The 22,125-nt window shown below is 72.4% G+C and carries 18 protein-coding genes; 13 read left to right on the top strand and 5 right to left on the bottom strand.

Features of this window, described 5'->3' with window-relative positions:
- Window positions 1-94: 94 nt before the first annotated feature.
- From mpaB to mpaP, 6 genes are all read left to right on the top strand, one after another.
- The gene (mpaB, locus tag AB0A74_RS16160) at window positions 95-1,096 is read left to right on the top strand and encodes a daptide biosynthesis RiPP recognition protein (protein WP_358250054.1); all 1,002 of its coding nucleotides are present in this window, start codon (window positions 95-97) and stop codon (window positions 1,094-1,096) included.
- Window positions 1,089-2,348, top strand: a complete 1,260-nt coding sequence (gene mpaD, locus AB0A74_RS16155; protein WP_358250052.1) for a daptide-type RiPP biosynthesis aminotransferase — start codon at window positions 1,089-1,091, stop codon at window positions 2,346-2,348. Before mpaB ends, mpaD begins: the two co-directional genes overlap by 8 nt.
- Entirely contained in the window at window positions 2,345-3,592 is a 1,248-nt protein-coding gene (gene mpaC, locus AB0A74_RS16150) for a daptide-type RiPP biosynthesis dehydogenase (RefSeq protein WP_358250050.1), read from the top strand. The genes mpaD and mpaC overlap by 4 nt, the downstream gene beginning before the upstream one ends.
- Before the next feature lie 17 nt (window positions 3,593-3,609).
- Window positions 3,610-3,792, top strand: coding sequence for a hypothetical protein (locus AB0A74_RS16145; RefSeq protein WP_358250048.1), 183 nt, complete (start codon window positions 3,610-3,612; stop codon window positions 3,790-3,792).
- Window positions 3,793-3,824: 32 nt separating this feature from the next.
- The gene (locus tag AB0A74_RS16140) at window positions 3,825-3,989 is read left to right on the top strand and encodes a daptide-type RiPP (RefSeq protein ID WP_358250046.1); all 165 of its coding nucleotides are present in this window, start codon (window positions 3,825-3,827) and stop codon (window positions 3,987-3,989) included.
- Between the two features lie 73 nt (window positions 3,990-4,062).
- Entirely contained in the window at window positions 4,063-5,703 is a 1,641-nt protein-coding gene (gene mpaP / locus AB0A74_RS16135) for a daptide biosynthesis intramembrane metalloprotease (RefSeq protein ID WP_358250044.1), read from the top strand.
- Window positions 5,704-5,850: 147 nt separating this feature from the next.
- Here mpaP and AB0A74_RS16130 read toward each other — a convergent pair whose 3' ends face one another.
- The gene (locus AB0A74_RS16130) at window positions 5,851-6,267 is read right to left on the bottom strand and encodes a DUF6299 family protein (protein ID WP_358250042.1); all 417 of its coding nucleotides are present in this window, start codon (window positions 6,265-6,267) and stop codon (window positions 5,851-5,853) included.
- A gap of 373 nt (window positions 6,268-6,640) precedes the next feature.
- On the opposite strand from AB0A74_RS16130, the gene AB0A74_RS16125 reads away from it, so the two are divergent.
- On the top strand, window positions 6,641-9,172 hold the full coding sequence (locus AB0A74_RS16125; RefSeq protein WP_358250041.1) for an ABC transporter substrate-binding protein: 2,532 nt from the start codon (window positions 6,641-6,643) through the stop codon (window positions 9,170-9,172).
- A 44-nt stretch (window positions 9,173-9,216) separates the two neighbouring features.
- On the opposite strand, the gene AB0A74_RS16120 is transcribed toward AB0A74_RS16125, so the two are convergent.
- Entirely contained in the window at window positions 9,217-10,365 is a 1,149-nt protein-coding gene (locus AB0A74_RS16120) for a protein kinase (protein WP_358250039.1), read from the bottom strand.
- A gap of 187 nt (window positions 10,366-10,552) precedes the next feature.
- Here AB0A74_RS16120 and AB0A74_RS16115 point away from each other — a divergent pair, with 187 nt between their 5' ends.
- Window positions 10,553-10,969 carry a hypothetical protein gene (locus AB0A74_RS16115; protein ID WP_358250037.1) on the top strand — a complete coding sequence of 139 codons (417 nt, stop codon included), beginning with the start codon at window positions 10,553-10,555 and terminating at the stop codon, window positions 10,967-10,969.
- A 118-nt stretch (window positions 10,970-11,087) separates the two neighbouring features.
- On the opposite strand, the gene AB0A74_RS16110 is transcribed toward AB0A74_RS16115, so the two are convergent.
- Window positions 11,088-12,587, bottom strand: coding sequence for an IMP dehydrogenase (locus AB0A74_RS16110; RefSeq protein ID WP_358250035.1), 1,500 nt, complete (start codon window positions 12,585-12,587; stop codon window positions 11,088-11,090).
- Between the two features lie 256 nt (window positions 12,588-12,843).
- Here AB0A74_RS16110 and AB0A74_RS16105 point away from each other — a divergent pair, with 256 nt between their 5' ends.
- Window positions 12,844-14,595 (top strand): FAD-dependent oxidoreductase, encoded by a 1,752-nt coding sequence (locus AB0A74_RS16105; RefSeq protein WP_358250033.1) that lies wholly within the window; start codon window positions 12,844-12,846, stop codon window positions 14,593-14,595.
- A 35-nt stretch (window positions 14,596-14,630) separates the two neighbouring features.
- Here the strand turns inward: AB0A74_RS16105 and AB0A74_RS16100 are convergent, their stop codons facing one another.
- Window positions 14,631-15,053 carry a hypothetical protein gene (locus AB0A74_RS16100; RefSeq protein WP_358250031.1) on the bottom strand — a complete coding sequence of 141 codons (423 nt, stop codon included), beginning with the start codon at window positions 15,051-15,053 and terminating at the stop codon, window positions 14,631-14,633.
- 257 nt (window positions 15,054-15,310) lie between these two features.
- On the opposite strand from AB0A74_RS16100, the gene AB0A74_RS16095 reads away from it, so the two are divergent.
- The 3 genes from AB0A74_RS16095 to AB0A74_RS16085 all read left to right on the top strand — a co-directional run bounded on the left by AB0A74_RS16095 (window position 15,311) and on the right by AB0A74_RS16085 (window position 18,511).
- Entirely contained in the window at window positions 15,311-15,865 is a 555-nt protein-coding gene (locus tag AB0A74_RS16095; protein ID WP_358250029.1) for a hypothetical protein, read from the top strand.
- A 112-nt stretch (window positions 15,866-15,977) separates the two neighbouring features.
- A complete protein-coding gene (locus tag AB0A74_RS16090; RefSeq protein WP_358250027.1) occupies window positions 15,978-16,829 on the top strand; it encodes a hypothetical protein in 852 nt (283 codons plus the stop codon).
- Between the two features lie 41 nt (window positions 16,830-16,870).
- Window positions 16,871-18,511, top strand: a complete 1,641-nt coding sequence (locus tag AB0A74_RS16085) for an ATP-dependent DNA helicase RecQ (protein WP_358250025.1) — start codon at window positions 16,871-16,873, stop codon at window positions 18,509-18,511.
- Here the strand turns inward: AB0A74_RS16085 and AB0A74_RS16080 are convergent.
- Window positions 18,454-19,146, bottom strand: coding sequence for a GAF domain-containing protein (locus tag AB0A74_RS16080; protein ID WP_358250023.1), 693 nt, complete (start codon window positions 19,144-19,146; stop codon window positions 18,454-18,456). The two genes, AB0A74_RS16085 and AB0A74_RS16080, sit on opposite strands and share 58 nt — an antisense overlap.
- A 214-nt stretch (window positions 19,147-19,360) precedes the next feature.
- On the opposite strand from AB0A74_RS16080, the gene AB0A74_RS16075 reads away from it, so the two are divergent.
- A complete protein-coding gene (locus tag AB0A74_RS16075; protein ID WP_358250021.1) occupies window positions 19,361-22,072 on the top strand; it encodes a BTAD domain-containing putative transcriptional regulator in 2,712 nt (903 codons plus the stop codon).
- The last annotated feature ends 53 nt before the right edge of the window (window positions 22,073-22,125 follow it).

Raw genomic sequence — 22,125 nt, 5'->3', positions numbered from 1 at the left:
GTTCTGCCGTGGGCACAGCGGAGGTCGCGGTGTGTCAGTCGGTGGTGAGCGACCACGTCGTGTGCCGCTCCGGTGTCGGGGTGGTGCGGGGCTGATGGTCGTGGAAAGGCTGTTGCGCTGGGCGACCGGTGTCTACGCGCCCGGCGACATGGGGCGTGACGTGTTCGTCGAGGGCGCGGCGCTCGGCGACGAGATGCGCTTGAGCGCGGCGGACGTGGTGTTCGCGCCGCGAGGTTCGGGGGTTCACGTCGTCGGGCCGGCGTCGGTGGTGCCCTATGACGGCGCGCTGGTCGAACCCGGGGACGAACTGCGGTTGGACGGCGGTTTCGCGCTGACCCTCGTGGACTACCGCAGCGCCGCGTTCCGACTCGTCGCGGGTCCGACGCTGGTGCGAGTCACGTCCGGAGAGGACTGGGCGGCCTTCGTCGAGGACGCCGACCTGGCGCGCTCGGAGGGGGTGTTCCCCGCGTTCCTGCTGGACGAGCCGGTGGTGCTCGGCGACCTGTGCGCGCTCGGTGGCGGCCACCGCTGCGTCGCCGAACGGTTGGGGCGCTTGCACGTCGACGCCGCGGGACGGCTGCGCCCGGCACCGGGTGGCGCGACGGTCGAACGGGCGGCGGGGACCGTCAACGGTGTGGCGGGGCGTGAAATCTGCTTGGCGGGTGTCGTGGCGGATGACGTGTTCGCCGACGCGGTGCGCGCACGCCCGTGGCTCGGGCGGTACATCGCGGTGCTCGCGGTGCTGCGTCGAGTGCGGCGGGTCCGACGTGGGCCGGTGCGGGTGTCCGGCTTCGGTTTCCGGCTGCTTCCCGGCCTCGCCGGTGCGCACGAGCGTCCGGACGCGCCGGTGTTGGTGTCGTCGCAGGGCCAATTCCTCGTCGTGGACGGGACGAGTGGTCGGGTGGTGAGGGTGACGCCCGACGCGGCACGAGTCGTGGAACTCTGCCAGACCGCCGAATCCCCGGCCGCGGTGCTGGATCGGGCCGCCGACTGGTGGCGGTTGCCCGAGGCGACCGCTCGCGCCGCCGTCACCTCCGTGGCCGCCGGGCTGCGGGCGGCGGGGATGACCCTTCCGGTCGAGGTGGGTCATGCGTGACCCCTACCCGCTGTGGGAGTTCCTCACCCCGCCGAGCGAACACGGCCGGCCGGAACGGATGGCCGTGGCGGCAGAGGGAACGCGCGTGAGATTCGCCGACGGCCGGTGGGCGTTGTGCGCGACCAGCGGCCTGTGGAACGTCAACCTCGGGTACGGCAACCGGGCCGTGGCCGAAGCCGTGGCGCGGGCCTTGCTGGAGGCCTCCTACCTCACGCTGTTCCGCGCCGGCCACGTGCCCGCGGTGACCGCCGCCCGCGCCCTGCTCGATGCCTGCGACCCGGACGGGTTGGGCAAGGTGCTGTTCTCGACCTCCGGCAGTGCCGCCAACGACCTCGCGCAAAAGGTCGCGCGCCTGTACTGGGCACTGCGCGGGGAGCCCGGTCGGCGGGTGGTCGTCGGCCTTCGCGGCAGCTACCACGGCATGACCTACGGCGCGTTCGCCCTGACCGGCGAGCGGCTGGGCCAGGACCGCTACGGCGTGGACCGGCGATTGGTCCGGCACGTGGCGCACGACGACGACGGCGCCGGACTGCGGACCCTGCTGCGCCGGGAAGCGGATCGGATCGCGGCCGTGGTGGTCGAGCCCGTGCTGGGATCGGGCGCGCACGTGCTCACGTCCGCCTTCCTGTCCGAGCTGGACCGACTCCGCCGGGAGCACGGGTTCCTGCTGGTCGCCGACGAGGTGGCGACCGGGTTCGGCCGGACCGGGAGGCTGTTCGCGTCGCAGGGCTGGCCGTTCCGACCGGACATGGTCATCACGTCGAAGGGGTTGACCAACGGCACGTGCGGTGCGGCGGCGGTCATGGTGTCCCACGCCATCAGCTCCACCGTGGCCGCGGCGGACGCGGTGCTGGTGCACGGGGAAACCCAGGCGGGGACCCCGAGCACCTGCGCCGCCATCCTGGCCACCCTCGCGGAGACCGACCGCCTGGACGCTCTCGGACTCGCCTCGCGGCTCAGCGCCGAACTCACGGCATTGGCCGAAGGCCTGGCGGACCACCCGCTGGTCGAGGGTCACCGCGGCACCGGCTGCTTCCGCGCGCTGCTGTTGCGCGGCACCGACGGTCACCTGGACGCCGACCAGGTGGCTCGGGTCGTCACGGAGATCGCGGGGGAAGGAGCCCTGGTCCAGCCCGGCCCCAGCGCCGTGCAACTCGTCCCGGCGTTGACCTACGGCGTCGGCGAGGTCGCCGAGCTGGAGCAGTGCGTCCGCAAGGGGCTCGACCGCGCGGCCGAGGTGCTGGTCCGGTGATCACCCGCTGGAGGGTCGGGACCACGGTGGTCCACGGCAGCGACGCGTGGGAGGCCGTGAACTCCGACGGAGTGCTGCGCGGACGGGTCGTGCTGCTGCTCGACGCGGGCTTCCAGTACGCGACGCGGCAGAGCGCCCCGCAACTCCTGGACCGTGTGCACGCCGTCGCGCAGCCGGTCGCAGAGTCCGCGGTGGACTCCACGAAGGCGAACTTCGACACCGTGGTGGAACTGGCGTCGTGGCTCGCCGAACAGCGGCCGGACACGGTCGTGGCGGTCGGCGGTGGCCGCCTTCTCGACCTCGCCAAGCTCGCCGCCGCCGTGGTCACCGAACCGTCCGTGCGGGCCGTGCTGCGCACCGGCTCCGCCAGGGCGGGTGTGGTGGCGTTGCCGACACCGCACGGCGAGCCGTTGCGCAGGGTGTTGGTGCCCACAACCGTGGGCACCGGCAGCGAGGTCAGCGCGGTGGCGTGCCTGGACACGCCGCACGGCAGGCGCCTCGTCGTCGGGGAGCACCTGCGTGCCGACACCGCGGTGCTCGATCCGGACTTCACACGCTCCCTGCCGCCACACCTGGTGCGGGAAGGTGTCCTGGAAACGCTGCTACGGGCCGTCGGCCCGCTGGTGGGATCACCGGAGCCGTCGCCCGTCGCCGACGTGGAGGCACTGGCCGTGATCGGCGCGGCGACCGCGCTCGGCTACCGCGTGGCCTCCGGTGATCGCGCCGCCCCCACCAGACTGCTCGCCGCGCAACTCAGCGCGTTGAGCCATGTCGGCTGGTGCGCGGCCGGTCGCCACCCGTACGCGGTCAAGCACTGGTACATCGCCAACGAACTGTCCACAGTGGCCGCGGTGCGGAAGATGGTCGCCACCGCCTGCCTCCTGCCCAACCTGTGGCAGCGCGTCCTGGCCGGTGACCAGCGCTTCGGCGACGCGGGGAGGCTGCTCGTCGCCTGGGAGGCCATCCGTCGAGCCGCGCCGGTTCCACTGGGCCGCGATCCGGGCGCGGGCATCCGCCTGCTGCTCGACCACTGGCGGATCACCTCGCGCATCCCCGGGACCGACGCCATCGCGGCCCGGGTCGCCGCCCGCACCGTCACGGCGTGGGGCGGCCGGTTGCCGATGCTGCCCGACGTCACGACGCACGACATCCACGCCCTCCTGACCCAGTGCCTCGATCCCGGCACGTCACCGGGGAAGGAGGTGGTGCACGACTCGAATGACGGCACACCGCAAGCACTCTGACCGAACGGAGTTCGACCATGCCCGACAAGGACACGTCACCACCGCCGCTCGCCCTGGACGTCGAGGAACTGGAACCCCTGGACGCCCCGACGACCGACGGCGCCTCCTACTGGAGCGGCTTCGCCACCGGCTTCGCGACTGTCGGGGGCGGGCTCGCCCTCGGTGCCGGGGCCAGCTACGCCTACAACAACTGGACCTGACCCAAACGACCTGTCAGACGGGAAGGACCCCGATGGACACGAGAACCGTGGACGGACCGGCGTCGCTGGACGTCACCGTCGAAGAGTTGGAACGGATGGACGCGCCCGACTGGAGCTGGGGCGACTTCAGCAGCGGCTTCGGCAACGGCGCGCTCGTCGCGGGTGCCGTCGCGACGGGCTGGTCCCTCAGCACCTGACGCGCGCCGGTGGTCGGGCACAGGTGGTGCCCGACCACCCTCCGGCCCGAACCGCCGCGACCAGGAGCAACCGATGCCCGCCGAGCAGCCCGTCCACCCGGTCGCCGATCCCCTGCCCGAGCGCCCCGCGCGGGCCGCGGACGTCGTCGTCCACCCACCCGCCGGAGACGGTCCGTGGACCGTCCAGCACGGGGAGAACCGCTACCTCCGGCTGGGCGTGGACGCCGCGGCGCTGCTGACCCGGCTGGACGGCCGGCGCACGGCCGCTGACCTCGCCCGGGATCTCGGCGCCCCCTGGACGCGCGACCGGGTCGACGCCACGCTGTCCACCTTCGCCGGGCTGGGCCTGCTGGACGACGGACGCGCCCCGGCCCCGCCACCACCCAGGCTGACCGTCACGCCACCCTTTGTCGTGCAATTGCGGTTGTTGGACCCGAGCCGCCTGTTGGCACCGGCGCGCCCCGCGTTGCGCCTGCTCACCGGTCGTGCGGCGCAGGCCGTCGTGGTCGCCTCCGCCGCTGCCGCCATCGTCGTCCTGGTCGTCCGTGGTGCCGACCTCGTCCGGCTGTCGCACACCCCGCTACCGCCGATCTCCGCCGTGGTGATCGCCGCGGCCCTCCTGGCCAGTGGCGGACTGCACGAGTTGGCGCACGCCGCCGTCCTGACCGCCCACGGTGGACGGCCACGCCGGCTCGGTGTCATGCTCTTCTACCTCGCTCCGGCGTTCTACTGCGACGTCTCCGACGGTTGGCGGCTACCGCACCGCAGCCAACGAGTGGCCATCGCCCTGGCCGGGATCGGCGCGGACACCACCCTGGCCGGCACCTGCGCGGCGGTGTCGCTGCTGATCCCACCCGGCCCGCAGGCCGACACCGTGCTGCTGTTCACCGTGGCCTGCGCGGCGCGCTGCGCGCTCAACCTCGTGCCGTTCCTCAAACTGGACGGCTACCTCGCGCTGATGACCCACCTGGACGTGCCCAACCTGCGCGCCAAGGCGATGACCGACGCCCGACGCGCCACCGCCCGGCTATTGCTCGGGGGTCGCTACACGCACCAGTTGCCGCTGTGGGGCGTTCCGTTCGGCGTGGGGTGCTTGGTGTTCCCCGTCTACGTCGTGGCGACGGTGGCGGTGCTGTGGGCCGCGGTTCTGCCCGGACTCGGCCGCGTGGGCGCCGTCCTCGCCTGCGGGCTCATCGCCTTCTTGGTGCTGCGCCTGGTGATCGGCGCCTGGCGCGTCTGGAACGAGGCGAAGCGCGCCGGAGCCTCACCCCGGCGCGCTGTGCTGGTGCTGGTGCTCCTCGTCGCGGGAGTGGCCAGCGTGTTGTGGACGGTTCGCGTCCCCACCCATGTCGATGTCGGGTACACCAGCGGCCCCGCCGGCACCTACCTGGTGGTTCCCGACGGTGTTGTCACGTCGCGCATCCACTCGGGAGCCGCCGTTCGACTGGAGACCTCTCCCGGGCTGCTCGGCGGAGACCTCGTGGCCACGGCGCGGATCGGTGACGGTGTCGGACCCGCGGCGACCGCGCCGATGTCCGCCTTCGTGCCCGTCGCGGTCGATACGCCGGTGCCGGGCGCGTCCCGTCCTCTGGTCGCGGTGAGCGGACACCCGCAGGCGTCCGGCCGGGCCCGTGTCGATACCGGCACGACCTCGCTCGCCCGGTGGCTGCACGACCAGTACGTCGCTCCGGCACGCCATGTGATCGGGCTCTGACCGGAACCCCGATCGCCCCGGCGTTCGACGGAGACGAACTCCCGGAGCCGACCCGGCAAGCAGGGTTGCCAGGTCGGTGCGGCCGGCGAAGTGATCAACCGCCCGCGCCCCGGAAGGGGCGGAAGCCCGGACGGGGGTGGTTCCGGGTCAGCCGAGTCGCGCGCCGGGCAGTTCGATCGTGTGGCGCTGGCTCTCCATGTGTTTGCCCTCGGGGTGCATGATGCCGACCACCACGTCCGCCTCGCCCGCGGCGAACGGCTCGGTCGAGCCCTGGTAGACGTCCATGCGCCAGTTCGTCTCGTTGCCAGTGCACGGTTTCAGCTGCGCGGCGGCCCCGTACGCGCCGCCCTGGTCTACCGCGGTCATGATCAACGTGTTCTCGTCCTCCGCGGGACATCGGTATGTCCCGCTCAGCGTCACGACCCCTTCGCTGTAGCTGACGTACGTCTCGGTGACGTCGAACTTGAGGTCGTACCCGTCGGACGACGTCGCCTCGGCGACGCCGCCGAGTCCGAGAGTCAGCAGCGCCGCGCAGGACGCCACGGCCAAGCGTTGCAGGATCATTTTTCCTCCTCGACAAGGAGATGCGGATTCGCACCCGCTCCGACACGCTACTCAAAGCGCCGCGAATCGAAACTCCCTCAACAGATTGACGATGCGGCGACGCGCGGTCACCCGTGGAGCGGATGTCCAGGCGAACGAGAGCTTCGAACGCCCGACAGGCGCGAAAATCGGAGGATCCGACCTTCGCAGCGTGACCCACGCCCGAAAACCACCGCGCTCCGACCGATCACCACCCTGCCGGCGGGCGGCGATCATGAAGTCACGACCGGAAATCGTCTCAGTCGATCGTGTAGTTATGCCGATCTTCGCGCGTCTCTAGTGTTTTTGGTCGCGGTACGCACTTTCCTTCGGAGTCGATCGGAAGGTGGGGCTTGTGTCGGATGTGCCCACCACGGCGTCGGGGCTCACCCACGCCGCGCTGAGAGTTCGCGAGTCGGACCCCGCACGGGCGCGTGAGCTGCTCGGGCTCGCCCTGGGCAAGGACGCGGACTACGAGCCGGCCTGGCGGTGGCTGGCGGAACTGGTCGAGGATCCGGCCGAGAAGCGGTTCTGCCTGGACCGGGCGGCGGCCCTGGTCGCGGACCCGGCGACGGCGCGTGCGCGCGCCGCACTCGGGTCCGTGGGGACGAAGCCGCCGGTCGAGATCGCGGACCTGGTCGATCCGCCGCGCCCGGACGCCCCACCGGCGCGCCGGAGGCTCGGCGTGTGGGCGTGGGCGGCGACGGGTCTGGTGGTGCTGCTGGTGATCGGCTTGGCCGGCGCCTGGGCGGCGCGGGGCGGGGCGGGCGGACCACACGTCCACGTGGCGCTGGTGACGGGACTGACCGGTGACCTCGCGGAGGCGTCCGCGCACATGGAGAACAGCCTGCGGATGCAGGTTGACCTGGTGAACCGGGAGGGAGGTGTCGACGGACGTCCGGTCGAACTGCTCGTGTACGACGACGGTGGACAACCCGATCGCGCCGCGGCCATCGCCGAGGAGATCGCGCGCGAGGGCAGGGTGGTGTTCGTTGTCGGGCACGGCACCAGCACCACCGCCCTGGCCGCACAACCGATCTACAAGAAGGCCGGGATTCCCGCGATCACACCGTCGGCGGCGTCGCCGCGCCTGACCGACGAGAGCGAGTGGTACTTCCGGAGCGTCTTCGGCAACCGGACACAGAGCGACTTCCTCGCCGTCTACGCGTCGAACGTGCTGGGCGCGGCCACGGCAGCCGTCGTGCACGACGCCGACGAGTACGGCCAGTCCATCCTCGACAACTTCCGGAGCGGCTTCAGCGGCGCAGCAACCGCGTTCCCGGTCACCGACGACGCGTCCCTGGACACCGCGGTGCGCCAGTTGACCGCCTCGCCGCCGGGCACCGCGGTCCTGGCCATGACCGAGAAACGCGGGCTGGCCATGGTCAAGCGGCTGCGGGACGCGGGCTTCACCGCGCCGATCCTGGGCACCGCCTCCATGGGCACGGACTCCCTGCACGACGCGCTGATGCGCGACGAGCGGCAACAGGGCAGCCCCGGCCGGTACACCACCGACCTCCACCTGGGGACACCGCTGGCGCTGGACTCGCTGTCGGGGCCGGCGCTGGTTTGGTCACAGGCTTACGAACAACGCTTCGGCGTTCGCCCCCTGTGGACCGCGGCGACGGCGCGACAGGCGTTCAACGTCGGTCTGCACGCTTTACGCCGCAGCGGCCCTTCCTTCGACGAGGAGCACCGGGCGCAGGACCGACGCAAGCTGCGGGACGGGCTGGCGACGTTGAAGGACAAGAAGAACGCGTTCCCGGCGCTGCTGGGGCCGCTGTACTTCTCCGCCGCGGGTTCGGCCCAGATGGCGGTGTCGTTCGTGACCAGCGACGGCGCCCGGCTGGTGTCGGCGCCGGTCCAACTGGCCATCTACGACCCGCCCTCGCCGAAGGCGCTGCGGGAGGGGTTGGCCAGTGGCGAGGTCATCGCCGTGGGGGACCGCTACCTGGCGCGCCGGCAGGTGGTCGCCACCGGGATCAACCTCAACCAGATCCGCGATCTGGACACCCGGGACGGCACGTACTTCGCCGACTTCTTCCTGTGGCTGAAGTACACCGGCGACCACAGGGCCTCCGACGTGCACTTCGTCAACGCCGTGAAGGCCGACCTCACACCGGGCACGCCGTTGCGGGACCTCACCGAGAACGGCCGGACCTACCGGCTCTACCGCGTCGCCGACCGCTTCAAGGACGGGCTGGAGTTCCGCAGCTTCCCCTTCGACCACCAGCAACTCCGGATCGGCGTGCAGAACCGCGTGCACACGGCCGACCACGTCGTCTACGTCACCGACAAGGAGATCCTCGGCCAGCGCCCGGAGGACTACCTGCGCAGCGGCGCCGACGGCGAGGCCGGGATCGACGACGTGCCGAACTGGCACGCCACCTCCGTCCGGTTCGCCCAGAGCACCGTGGGGAGCAGCGACGCCCTGGGCGAGAGCATCACCAGCAGTGCCGCCACCGGTCTGTACTACAGCCAGTACGTCGCCGAGATCGACATCGCGCGCGACCTGTTGCCGTTCCTGATCAAGAACCTCTTCCCGTTGGTCCTGCTGATCGGTGTCACCTACCTGTCCCTGTTCTTCAAGGCGACGGACGGCGCGGCTCCGGTGTCGATGGGCGTGACCGCGATCCTGAGCACCGCCGTGCTGCTCAACAACGTGACCTCGCAACTGCCGTCCGTGAGCTACACGGTCGCCTTGGAGTGGGGCTACTACGCCTTCATCCTGTTGGCCTCGATCTGCGTCCTGGTCGCGATGCTCCGCAAACGCCTCGTCTCCCGCGGGCGCGGCGAGACCGAGCGGCGACTCGCGGTGGCAGCTCGGGTCGGCTACCCCACCTACCTGCTGATCATCGTCCTGACCTACGTCGTCGTCTACGCATGACCGGTGGCTGCCGCCGTGCGTCGTTCGGCCGGACTTTCGACGGGTCAGGGCTGGGTGGTGGGGTCCTCGGTCGCGTCGATGCTGCTTTCGGTGGTGGGCGCCGGTGTGGTGGTCGGCTCGGGTTCGGTCGTGGGGGCGTCTGGGGTGGTGGTGACCGGGTCCTGCCCCGTCGGCTGGGCCGAGGTGGGTTGCGGGGTGGTCTGGAGCGACGTGGTGGGGTCGTCCGTGGTGGGGCGGGGCGCGTCGGAGGTGGTCTTCTGCGGGGCCAGGACCGCGACGGCCGGGGGTTGCGGTTGGCCGGCTTCGGGATCCGGGGAACCGGAGGTGGGCTGCGCGGCGGGTTCGGGGGCCGCGGGTGGGGCGGCCGGGTCGTTGCCCGTCGAGGCCGGGGTGGAGTTGAGCGCGGTGGTGACGGCCATCGCCGCCAGGAGGGCGACCGTCGAGCCGGCCAGGGTCTTCCACACCGTGCGCTGCTTGGGGATGACCACCGTGTCGATCGTCGGGGAGTCGGCCGGAATGGGCCGCGCGGGAACCGGCCTCGCGGGAGCGGGCGCGGTGGACAGGGCGAGTGCGCATTCGCGTGGCGTGGGGCGGTCGGCGGGCGGTGGGGCGGTCATCCTGGCCAGCAGGTCGCGCAGGTCGGCGGGGACGTGCTCGGGCAGCGCGGTCCGGTCGCGTCCGCCGGTCAGGCAGTCCAGCAGGACCAGGCCCAGGGCGTGGACGTCCACCTCGGGGCCCGTCCCCTGCTCGGGCGCCAGGTGGGCGTCGCCCTTGTCGTCGAGCAGGATGTTCGACGGCTTGATCTCGCGGTTGACCACGCCGTGCTCGTAGGCGTGGGCCAGGGCCGCGGCGACGTCCGCGCCCACGCGGCGCACCCGGTCCGGCGGCATCGGGCCGCGGTCGATCTCCTCGCGCAGGGTGTGGCCCTCGACCAGCTGCATCACCACGAACGGCCGGCCGGCGTCGGTGTCGGCGTCGTAGACCGCGACCAGCCCGGGGTGGGACAGGGCGGCCAGCGTGCGCACCTCGTCGTCGAACCGGCGGGCCGTCTCGGCGTCCGGCGCGGCGGGGAACACCTTGACCGCGACGTGCCGCTTGAGCAGCGTGTCCCAGCCGCGGTGGACCTCGGCCGTCCGGCCGCCGCCGATCCGCTCGTCGAGGCGGTAGCGCCCGGCCAACACGTTCTCGCTCACCGACCGTGACACAGTCATCCCTCCGGTCGTGGGGGCGGCTCGGACATCAAGTGCCCCATGACCGGACCGCCGAAACGACCGTCCACACTCTGGGACGCCGCCGCGCACTTTCTAAAATCAACTTGTATTGACGTTACAGCGTGGACCCTTCTAACGTTGACGCACGTTGTCGTTAGAAGGAGGAGACATGGCAACCGACGTGGCGCGAGCCCGGACCCACCCGCTCCGGTCCGACCCCGCCTACCAGGCGTTCTTCGCCCTGCGCACGGTGTTCACCGTCGCGCCCGTGCTGTTCGGCCTCGACAAGTTCGCCAACCTGCTCGTCGACTGGCCGGTGTACCTGGCCCCGTGGATCGACGGGATCGTGCCGGGCACCGCCGGCCAGGCGATGTACGCGGTGGGCGTGGTCGAGGTGGTGGCGGGCGTGGTGGTCGCGGTGGCGCCGCGGTTCGGCGGCCTGCTCGTCGCGGCCTGGCTGACCGGGATCATCGTCAACCTGCTCACCCTGCCGGGCTACTACGACGTGGCGCTGCGCGACTTCGGCCTACTGGTCGCGGCCCTCGCGCTGACCCGGCTCGCGGCGCGGCACTCCCCTCGCCGGTGACGACCCGCCCGGTTACCGGGGGCGCGGCGATGTGTCGTCGCCGGCGACCGGGTGGTCGTCAACGTCGAGGCCACAGCGAGCGTGGACGCCAGGCGGAACGGGTGAACTCGGGCGCGGGTCAGTCGAGGGTGGTGTCGGCGGTGTCGCGGACGGCCACCGCGGCGGCGTTCTCCTGGTAGCTCTGCTCGGACACCAGGGTCACGCGGGCGGTGGCCTGGAAGGTCGGGATGGTCGCCGCGCCGCAGGAGGCCATCGTCGCCTTGATCTTGGCGACGGTCAGGGCCAGGGCGTCGCCCAGGTCGCCGACGTAGGGCACGTAGCCGTCGACGCCCTCCTCGAAGTGCAGCTTGTCCTCGCCCTGGTCGTAGCGCTGCCAGTTGCGCGCACGGCTGGAGCCCTCGCCCCAGTACTCCTTGAACACCGAGCCGCCGATGCGCACCTTCTTGCCCGGCGACTGGTCGAACCGCGCGAAGTAGCGGCCCATCATCACGAAGTCCGCGCCCATCGCCAGGGCCAGCGCCATGTGGTAGTCGTGCAGCAGGCCGCCGTCGGAGCAGATCGGCACGTACTCGCCGGTGCTCTGCGCGTAGGCGTCACGGGCTTGGGCGACGTCCATGACCGCGCTGGCCTGGCCGCGCCCGATGCCCTTCTGGTCGCGGGTGATGCAGATCGACCCGCCGCCGATGCCGACCTTGACGAAGTCCGCGCCGGCGTCGGCCAGGAACCGGAACGCCTCGCCGTCCACGACGTTGCCGCCGCCGATCGGCACGCCGGGGAACTCCCGCTTCACCCAGCGCAGCGCCTCGGCCTGCCAGTCGCTGTAGCCGTCGGAGGAGTCCAGGCACAGCACGTCCACCCCGGCGGCGACCAGCGCCGGCACCCGCTCGCGGTAGTCGTGGGTGTTGACCCCGGCCCCGACCCGGAACCGCTTCGCCGCGTCGGTCACCGCGCCGGGGAACTGCTTGTGCTCGGCGTAGTCCGACCGGAACACCAGGTGCTGCAGGTGGCCGGCGCCGTCCACGACCGGCAGGCAGTCCAGGCGCTCCTCCCACAGCAGGGTGTTGGCCTCGGACAGGGTGATGCCGTCCTTGCCGCACACCAGCGCGTCGGCCGGGCGCATCCGGTCGGCGACCGGGAGGTCCAGGTCGTGGCGGTCGACGTGGAAGTCGCGCGAGGTGACCAGGCCGACGAACCGGCCGTGCGGCGAACCGTCCTCGGTGACCGCGGCGGTGTTGTGCCCGGTGGCCTTCATCAGGGCGACGAGGTGGCGCAGCGGGTCGGTCGGGCGGACCGTGGTGTCGCTGACCACGAACCCGGCCTTGAAGTTCTTCACGAACCGCACGGCGTCGGCCTGGGCGTCCACGGACTGGTTGTGGTGCAGAAAGCTCAGCCCGCCGGACCGGGCCAGCGCCACGGCGAGCCGCGGCGAGCTGACCGCCTGCATGATCGCCGAGGTGAACGGCACCGACAACCGGATCGCCGCCGCCTCGCCCACCGGGTGCCGCACGAGCCCGGTGCCCAGATCGACCTTCGCGGGCGTGCAGTCCGCCGTGGTCCGGTTGGGCAGCAACAGGAATTCGTTGAACGTGCGCGACACACCAGCGACGATCTCGACCACGAGCACTCTCTCCGCATCCGCTTCGCCGGGAGACCCCGGACTCCACCACGAGTCCACACCCTTTCACACCGCTGCCGTCCGACCGGTCGCGGTCGATCACCGTGCGGTCGATCACCGTGCGAGCGGGCGGCGGCACGAACGGGTGGTTCGTCTGCTCCGTCGGGGTGCCGGCACCGGTTGTCGCGGCCGGAAGGGGGTGGGTCGGGGGTTACGGTGCCGCGTCGGGTGGTGGGTGTGGTGAGGGAGGCGCGTGGCTGTGGGTGGGGTCAGTCGGCGGGTCTTCCTGGCCGGTGCCGGGGCCGGGTTGGCGGAGGTGGCGTTGCCCGGGGCGGCTTCCGGGACCACCGGCTCGGTGGCGGTGTTCGGGGGCGGGGTCGCGGGGATGACCGCGGCGCACGAGTTGGCTGAGCGCGGGTTCTCGGTCACCTTGTACGAGCGGCGGGCGTTGGGCGGCAAGTGCCGGAGCATGCCGGTGCCGGGGACCGGGGTCGGCGGGCGGCGGGACCTGCCGGCGGAGCACGGGTTCCGGATCTTCTTCGGTTTCTACCGCGACCTCCCGGACACGTTGCGGCGGATTCCGTTCCCCGGCAACGGGCGCGGCGTGCACGACAACCTGGTCACGGCGACCGAGATGCTGGCGTCGTTCTCCGGCGGGCGGGAGGACCTGCGCGTCCCGATGGTGTTGCCCGGCGGGTTGTTGCCGCAGTTGGCACCGGACGTGCTGCTGCGGCAGGTGCGGGCCGCTGTCGAGACCGCGTTCCACCTGCCGCCGCACGAGGCGGCGGTGTTCGCGCAGCGCATGATGGTGTACCTGACCAGTTGCGAGGATCGTCGGCTCAACCAGTGGGAGTACACGACCTGGCCGGACTTCCTGCGGGCACGGGGGAAGTCCGAGGACTACCGGCGGATCTTCGTCAACGGGCCCACGCTCGTGCTGTCCTCCACCCGGACCGAGGACGCCAGCGCGCACACCGCCGGCCTGGTGTTCGAACGCATCCTGTTCACCCTGCTCGGGCGCGGCGCGGACGGGCCGTTGGACCGCGTGCTGGACCTTCCCACGAACGAGGCGTGGATCGACCCGTGGGAGCGGCACCTGCGCGATCTAGGGGTGCAGGTCCGGGTCGGGTGGGCGCTGGAAGACCTGACGTTGCAGCGGGGGCGGATCTCGTCGGCGCGTGTGCGGGACGACCGGGACGAGGTCGGCGGTGTCGAGGCGGACTTCTACGTCTGCGCACTGCCCGTCGAGCACGCACGCAAGGTGTGGAACGAAGAACTGCTGGCGGCCGACCCGCAGTTGCGTGTCGCGGCGACGCTGGAAACGCAGTGGATGGCCGGGTTGATGCTCTACTTCGACCGGCCGACCCCGCTCGCGCACGGCCACGTCTACTACGTCCACACGCCGTGGTCGCTGTCCTCGATCAGCCAGGCCGCGTTCTGGCCGGAGCGCGACTTCCGGGCCGACTACGGCGACGGCCGCGCCGCGGACTGCGTGTCGGTCATCATCTCCGACTGGGACGCGCCCGGCGTGCTGTTCGGCCGCCCGGCGAAGCAGTTGACCGAGGAGCAGATCCTCCAGGAGGTCCTGGCCCAGCTCAAGCAGCACCTCAACGACGCGGGCGCGCCGGTGCTCGACGAGTCCTCGCTGGTGGCGTGGTTCCTGGACCCGGGGCTCGGTGGTCTGGGCGGGCCGAACCCGACCAACGCCGACGAACTGGTCGTCCAGCCGGTGGGGTCCTGGCACCGGCGGCCCAGCGCCCGCACGGCCGTGCCGAACCTCTTCCTCGCCGGCGACTACGTCCGGGCCCCGCTGAACGCGGCGTGCATGGAGTCGGCGAACAGTTCCGCGCGGCTGGCGGTGAACGCGCTGTTGGACGAGGCCGGTTCCAGCGCTCCGCGCGCGGTGGTGCACGAGCTGCACCGGGTGCCGGAGTTCGAGCTGCTCAAGGTCGAGGACCAGCTGCACTACGGGCTCGGGCTGCCCAACGCGTTCGACGTCCTGCCGTTGTGAGAAGGTGGGGAGGCGGGGCCTCCCCACCCCTCGGCTCACCGCAGCGGGTTGCTGAACGCCTTGCTGTCGCACTCCGGGATGAACGTGTCACGGCACACGTAGATCACGATGGTGCGGATGCCCTCGATGTCGCTGGCGCCCACGTTGGACCAGTAGGTCGAGGTGTTGCACCCGGCGTTGTGGAAGCGCTTGGTGCCGGTCCAGCGGTAGTCCACGTCGATGTACCAGAACACCGGCTGGTTGTCGCAGGCCAGGTCGGAGATGTTGGCCTTGGCGATGTTGAAGCTGTTCCAGGACTTCCAGGTGATGGTGCCCCAGACGCGCGCGTGCTTCGTGCCGTTGGTCTCGTAGATGTCGTAGCTCGTGTACGACTCCGCGAACGCGGGCGTCGCGCCGACGCCGACGATGACGGCCAGCGCGAGGGCCATCGACGTCAGCGCCTTGATGATGTAACGCACAGTACTCCCTTAAGTGCCCCAGTACACCCGAACGGGTGTGCCGGGGCAGTAAACATGTGAGCAACCCTCATGATCAAGCGATCACAGTTGACCCATCCGTGTGATGGCGGGGTGTGTCGAGGACACACCGCAACCTCCGCCGAGTGTTGGACACCTGCCGGGTGGAATCGTGGCCCCGGATGGTGATGACCCGTCCACAGTGGAACCGGATCGGGGCAGGCTCGGTGTAGCGACCTTCGACGCCAAGGAGCGCAGCGATGAACTCCACCCGGTCACACCGCCGCATCACGGTTCCCCTCGCCGCCATCGCCCTCGCCACCGGGGTCGTGGCGTGCGAGGACGACGATCGTGGGGCGCGTCTGTCCGACGACGACGCGGGTGTGGTGTGCCGTGGTGCGGTGGACCTGAGGTTCGAGCCGAGCGTCAACTGGCGGCCCAAGACCATCGACGCGACCGGCACGGGCACCCTGGACGGGTGTGGCTCGCAGGACGGCACCCACCCGAACCTGAGGTCCGCGCGCGTGACCGTGACCGGGTCGGGGACCGAGACGTCCTGCACGGGCATCGGCGCGGTCAGCGGAACGGTGGAGATCACCTGGTACGACGGCGACGGCCGGACCGGGCAGCCCGTCGGCACCACCCGCGTGGTCATCGACGACATCGGCCAGGTCCTGACCGGTCACACCACCGCCGACAGCCCGGTGCTGCCGGGGCGCCGGGTCACCGCCAAGGGGTCGCCGACCAGTGACGTCTCGTCGTGCCCGTTTGGCCTGGACTCGGGCTCGGCGGCGGGTGAGATCGCGTTCCGCTGACCCTGGCCACCAGGCGATCAGGCCAGCGGTCGGGCAGGCGGGTCGGTGCCGCGGGCGCGATGTCGGCGGAAAACTCGCACGCGCGCGGCCGGCGTCGGCCACAGTGGTTCTCGTGGGTGATCAAGGGGGACGCCGGGCGCTGCGCCTGGGCGCGGTGTGGTTGACGGCGGTGTTGGCGTTCGTGCTGGTCGGGTGGCTGGTGACGCTGGCGGTCGGGGTGAGCAGTCCGCTCGCGGCGGCGTTGGCGCTGCTCGGGCCCGCCGCGATGTTCCTCGTGCTGGCGACGCTGGACCCGGGCCTGAGCCCGCTGACCCGGACGCTGCCGGGGCGCGTGGCCTGGTCGGTGGCGATGACCGTGGGCGGCACGGTCGGGACCCTGTTCCTGGTGGCCGCGCTCGGCGCCGGCTCGCTGTGGCCGGCGATCCCGCTGGCCGGGCTGCCCGCCGCGCTGGTGGCGGCGGTGCTGGGCCCGTGGCCGGTGACGCGGGTCGTGGCGGCGGGGGTCGCCGTGGTGCTGGTCGGGGCGGGTCTGACCGTGCCGGAGCGGACCACCGCCGAACGGGCCGCGCTGCGCCTGGCCGCCGTGGACGCCCCCGGCGGGGTGCTCGCCGTGCCGCCCCACCCGCCGTCGGGGCCGCCGTCGATCCGCCACTCCGCCGGCGGCTTCGAGCTCGACTACAGCGGCGTGACGCTGGTCCAGCGCGTCGCCCGCGGTGACGAACCGGAGCTGGTCCACCGCGAGGTGCAGGGCAGCAACCAGTACGAACGCCGGGTGGGCGGTGTCGTGGTGACCACGCGACTGGGTGGCGCGGGCCAGCGGGACGACGCCGCCGGCTACCGCATCCGGCTGGCCACCGACCAGGAGGTCGTGCGCCTGCTGCCGCCGGTCGAGGGCGAGCACGGCTCGGTCACGCTGTGGCGGTTCGCCGACACCGTCGGTCGGTTGTTCGGCGAAAGCCGGTAGAGCGGCTGTTTCCGGCACCCCTGCCGGGGTATCAGGCTCGGGTGAGCGCACGAGAGCGGACCGCCGAGTTGAAGCGCGTCGCCGAGCAGCGGTTCGGGTGGGCGGACCTGCACGAGGACCAGTTGGCCGCCATGCGGCACGTGATGGCCGGGCACGACGTGCTCGCCGTGCTGCCCACCGGCGCCGGCAAGTCGGCCATCTACCAGGTGCCCGCATTGCTGCTGGACGGCCCGACCCTGGTCGTCTCACCCCTGATCGCCCTCCAGAACGACCAGATCGAAGGGCTTGAGGACAACGCCGTCCCCGACGCCGTGGCGGTCAACTCCAGCCAGGCGGCCGGAGAGCGCACCCAGGCGTGGCGGGCGGTGCGCCGGGGTGACGCGGAGTACCTGTTCCTCGCGCCCGAGCAGCTGGCCAAGGACGACGTGCTCGCCGCGCTCGGCGAGCTGGGCGTGTCGTTGTTCGTGGTGGACGAGGCGCACTGCGTGTCCTCCTGGGGCCACGACTTCCGGCCCGACTACCTGCGCCTGGGCCAGGTCGTCGAACGGCTGGGCCACCCGCGGGTGATCGCGCTGACCGCGACCGCCGCGCTGCCGGTGCGCGAGGACATCGTGACGCGGCTGGGCCTGCGCGACCACCGCGAGGTGATCGGCGACTTCGACCGGCCCAACCTGCGCCTGACGGTCGAGCGGTTCACCGAGGACACCGACAAGCGCGCCGCCGTCGTCGCCCGCGTCCGCGAGCTGACCGCCGACCCCGCGACCCGCCGCGGCCTGGTGTACGTGGCCAGCCGCAAGGACGCCGACCGCTACGCCGCCGAACTGGCCGACGCCGGGGTGCGGGCCGCGCGCTACCACGCGGGCATGAAGGCCGCCGACCGCGAGCAGGTGCACGGGCGGTTCCTCGCCGACGACGTGGACGTGGTCGTGGCCACCTCCGCGTTCGGCATGGGCATCGACAAACCCGACGTGCGGTTCGTCCTGCACGCCTCGGCCCCGGACTCGCTGGACTCCTACTACCAGCAGGTCGGCCGGGCGGGCCGGGACGGCGACCCGGCCACCGTCACCCTGTTCTACCGCCCCGAAGACCTGCACCTGCAGAAGTTCCTCACCGCCGCCAAACCCCCGCTGGAGCCGCTGCGGCAGGTCACGCGCGCCCTCGCCCGCCACGACTCCCCCGTCCGCCCCGAGGACCTGGACGACGAACTCGACACCTCCACCGCGCAGCGCACCAGGGCGGTCAACCTCCTGGAACAGGCGGGAGCGGTCACCACCGACGACACCGGACGCCTGGACTACTCCGGCCGCACCCCCGAGGAGGCCGTGGCCGACGCCGTCGAACTGGGCGAGGCCCACCAGCGCCTGGTCCGGTCGCGCATCGAGATGATGCGCGGCTACGCCGAGACGACCGGCTGCCGCCGCCAGTTCCTGCTCGGCTACTTCGGCCGGCAGCGGTCCGGGCGGTGCGGCAACTGCGACACCTGCGACACGGCCCCGGACGACTCCCCCGCCCCCGACGACGCCACCTTCCCGGCCAACACGGCGGTCCGGCACCAGGAGTGGGGCCGGGGCGTGGTGATGTCCACCGAGCAGGACCGCCTCACCGTCCTGTTCGACGAGGTCGGCTACAAGACCCTGTCCCTGGCCGCGGTCACCGAAGGCGACCTGCTCACCCCGGAGTGACCGCAGCCGGCCAACGCCCGGCCGGCGCCCAGCGCCAGCAGGGCCAGATCACCGCGCGGGACGTCGCGGGAGTGGTGGAAGGACAACACGCCCAGCACCGCGCCGTCGCGATCGCACAGCGGGTGGGACACCAGGGCGCGGCTGCCGGCGTCGAGCATGTGCCCCACCGCGGCCGGGTCGGTGTAGACGCGGCTGCGCTCGGTGTCGGTGACGACCACCGGTCGGCCGGTGGCCAGCGCCAGGCCGCACGCCGTGGGCGAGCCGGTGCCGACCTCGGCGAAGTGGTCGAGGAAGTCGGGGCCGAACCCGTGCTGGGCGCGGATGCGCAGCACACCGTCGGGGGCGAGCAGTTGCAGGTCGCACGTCAGCGCGGTCGTCGCGGTGAGCGCGGCCCTGAGGATCGTGTCCACGACGGCGGGTTCGTCGGCGACGGCGAGGAAATCGAGGTCGAACAACACCGCGGCGTCGTTCCCGCCCCTGCGCCGCACCTGCCGCCGCAACGCGGCGCGGGTCTTGCGCACCTCCAGGTCCACCAACGACTGCTCGGACCGGGCGATGACGTGGTCGCGTTGCGCGACGGCCCGCCGCCGCTGGGCCTCCGCGGCCGCGCGCACCTGTCCGAGTCGCTGGTCCACGTCGTCATCGTTCGCCCTGGAGGCGCGTCGAGCAAGCCGAGGAACCACACGATCCGCAACGCCGCCAACCGGCGCCGACACCGCCGGTCACGCGTGGGGCGGCGCGGCGTGTTCGGCCGGACGGCGCATTGTTCCCGGGCGATCTGGGGAAGTTCTGGGATCGGTCTTGTCCGCGACCGACCCGACCCGATACCCCACTAGCCGGGGGTGCCGGATGGCGGTGGAGTTCCAGTTGCTCGGCGAGGTGGGCGCGCGGGTCGGGGGCAGGTGGGTCGAGCTGGGGCACGCGCGGCAGCGGTGCGTGCTGGCCGCGCTGGTGGTGGAGCCCAACCGGCAGCAGTCGTTGGACGTCCTGGTCGAGCGGGTGTGGGGCGACCGGCCGCCGAACAAGGCCCGGACCACGCTCTACGGCTACCTCTACCGGCTGCGGCAGGCGTTCGCCGACGTCCCGGACGTGCGCATCGACCGGACCGCGGCCGGTTACGTGCTGCCGGTGGACGAGGACCGGGTGGACCTGCACCGGTTCCGCCGCCTGGCCGGGCGCGCGCACGACGCGGCCGCCCCCGACGCGCTGGCCCTGGCCGACCGGGCGCTGGGGCTGTGGCGGGGTGAGGCGCTGGGCGGGTTGACCGGCGAGTGGGTGGACGCGCTGCGCCGCGCGCTGGAGCAACAGCGGTGGCAAACCTTGTTGCACCGCAACGACATCGCGCTGCGCCTGGGACACCACGACACGCTCGTGCCGGTGCTGGCGGACCTGGCCGACCGGCACCCGCTGGACGAACGGCTGGCCGGCCAGCTCGTCCTCGCGCTGTACCGGTCGGGCCGCCAGGCCGACGCCCTGCGCCACTACCGGCTCGTCCGCGACCGGCTGGTCGAGGAGCTCGGCACGGACCCCGGGCCGCAACTGCGCGGTCTGCACCAGCAGGTCCTGGAAGGCGAACCGCCCGCGCACCCACCACCGCCGGTCCCCCGCCAACTACCCGCCACGCACCGCACCTTCGTCGGCCGCGTCGACCAGCTCGCGGCCCTGGACAAGGCGCTGAGCCCCGCCCCCGGCGAAGCCCCGATGCTGGCGCTGGTCGGCTCGGCGGGCACCGGCAAGACCACGCTCGCCCTGCACTGGGCGCACCGCGCGGCCGACCGGTTCCCCGACGGGCACCTCTACGCCGACCTGCGCGGGTTCGACCCGACCGGCGCCCCGGTGCCGGCGGCCGCCGGCGTCGGCCGCTTCCTGGAGGCGCTGGGCCTGCCCGCCGCGTCCGTGCCCCCCGACCCGGACGGCCGGGCCGCGCTGTACCGGAGCCTGGTCGCCGGCAAGCGGCTGCTCGTGGTGCTGGACAACGCCCGCGACAGCGAACACGTCCTGCCGTTGCTGCCCGGCGGCAGCACGTGCACCGTGCTGATCACCTCCCGCCACCGGCTCACCGGACTGGCCGTCAGCCACGCGGTGCCCACGCTGGAGCTGGACGTGTTCACCGACGCCGAGGCGCGGGAACTGCTCGCCCGCCACCTGTCCGACCGGCGGCTGCGCGCCGAACCCGACGCCGTCACCGACCTGCTGCGCTGGTGCGGCGGGCTGCCGCTCGCCCTGGGCATCATCGCCGCCCGCGCCGCCACCCACCCGGAGTTCCCGCTGTCGGTGCTGGTGGACGAGCTGCGCGACGGCGTCACGGCCCTCGGGTCCGACGGGTCCGGCACCAACCTGCGCGCGGTGTTCGACGCCTCGGTCCGCGTGCTGCCCGACGCCGCCGCCACCGCGTTCACGGGGCTGGCCGCCGCGCCCGGCCCGGACATCGCCCTGCCGGCCGCGGCCGCCACCCTGGACGTGCCGCCCCGACGCGCCCGCGAACTGTTGCGCCACCTCGAAACCGGGCACCTGGTCCGCCAGCACACCCCCGGCCGCTACCGCATGCACGACCTGGTCCGCGCCTACGCCACCGAACGCGCCCACACCGACCCCCGCCCGACCTTGCGCCTGATCGACCACTACGCGCGAACCGGTCGCGCCGCCGAAGCGGTCCTCTACCCGCACGAGCACCCGGCCGTGCTGGGCGGGGCACCGTCCACTCCGGACATCACCGACGAACCGGCGGCGCTGGCGTGGTTGACCGCCGAACACGCCAACCTCCTGGCCGCCCAACAGGCCGCGCGGCGGCTGGGCAGCCACCACCACGTGTGGGAGCTGGCGTGGGCGCTGGACACCTTCCAGCGGCGGCAAGGCCTGATCGCCGACCAGGTGGCGGTGTGGCGGACCGCCGACGACGCCGCCGACGACAGCGGACAACCCGACGCCCGCGCCCTCACGTCGTGGCGGCTGGGCACGGCCCTGGCCCGCACCGGCGCGCTGGACGAGGCCATCGTCCACTTGGAACGGTCACTCGGGCTCTGCGCCGACCCGTCCGGGCAGGCGAGCGTCCACCAAAGCCTCGCCTGGGTCCGCGAACAACAGGGCGACGACCACGCGGCCCTGCACCACGCCACCAGCGCGCTGGAAGTCCTGCGGACGCTGGGTGTCCCGATGCGGGAGGCGCACGCGCTCAACCAAGCCGGCTGGTACGCCGCGAGGGTCGACGACCTCGAACCGGCCCAACGGTTCTGCGAGGAAGCCCTGGAGATCACCCGCCGGCACGACGACCGGGACGCCGAAGCCCGCGTCCTGGACAGCCTCGGCTACATCGCCCACCTGGCGGGCCGGCACGACACCGCGGCCGGCCACTACGAACAGGCCCTCCTCCGGTTCGAGGAGGCCGGGGCCTCGTACGACTACGCCGACACGCTCGCCCGCCTCGGCGACACGCACGCCGCGAACGGGAACGTGCCGCGCGCACTGACCGCTTGGCGTGAGGCCTCGACGATGTACCGCCGGCAACACCGGGAGCTGGACGCGCAGCGCCTCAGCCAACGGATCGAGGCAACCTCGCGGTGAGTTCGCCGTGCAGGGCGAGCGTGCGGTCCACGCGGGTGACGAATGTTGGCGAG

The organism is Saccharothrix sp. NPDC042600 (assembly GCF_040647305.1).
Lineage (GTDB): Bacteria > Actinomycetota > Actinomycetes > Mycobacteriales > Pseudonocardiaceae > Actinosynnema > Actinosynnema mutabilis.
The sequence above is the reverse complement of the archived record's forward strand: the minus strand, read 5'-3'. Positions and strand labels throughout refer to the sequence as shown.

Excerpts from the sequence above, each read along its gene's own strand:
- AB0A74_RS16130 (WP_358250042.1), bottom strand. The coding sequence starts at position 6,267 with ATGATCCTGCAACGCTTGGCCGTGGCGTCCTGCGCGGCGCTGCTGACT.
- AB0A74_RS16145 (WP_358250048.1), top strand. The coding sequence starts at position 3,610 with ATGCCCGACAAGGACACGTCACCACCGCCGCTCGCCCTGGACGTCGAG.
- AB0A74_RS16140 (WP_358250046.1), top strand. The coding sequence starts at position 3,825 with ATGGACACGAGAACCGTGGACGGACCGGCGTCGCTGGACGTCACCGTC.
- mpaP (WP_358250044.1), top strand. The coding sequence starts at position 4,063 with ATGCCCGCCGAGCAGCCCGTCCACCCGGTCGCCGATCCCCTGCCCGAG.
- mpaD (WP_358250052.1), top strand. The coding sequence starts at position 1,089 with ATGCGTGACCCCTACCCGCTGTGGGAGTTCCTCACCCCGCCGAGCGAA.
- AB0A74_RS16095 (WP_358250029.1), top strand. The coding sequence starts at position 15,311 with ATGAACTCCACCCGGTCACACCGCCGCATCACGGTTCCCCTCGCCGCC.
- AB0A74_RS16075 (WP_358250021.1), top strand. The coding sequence starts at position 19,361 with ATGGCGGTGGAGTTCCAGTTGCTCGGCGAGGTGGGCGCGCGGGTCGGG.
- AB0A74_RS16115 (WP_358250037.1), top strand. The coding sequence starts at position 10,553 with ATGGCAACCGACGTGGCGCGAGCCCGGACCCACCCGCTCCGGTCCGAC.
- mpaB (WP_358250054.1), top strand. The coding sequence starts at position 95 with ATGGTCGTGGAAAGGCTGTTGCGCTGGGCGACCGGTGTCTACGCGCCC.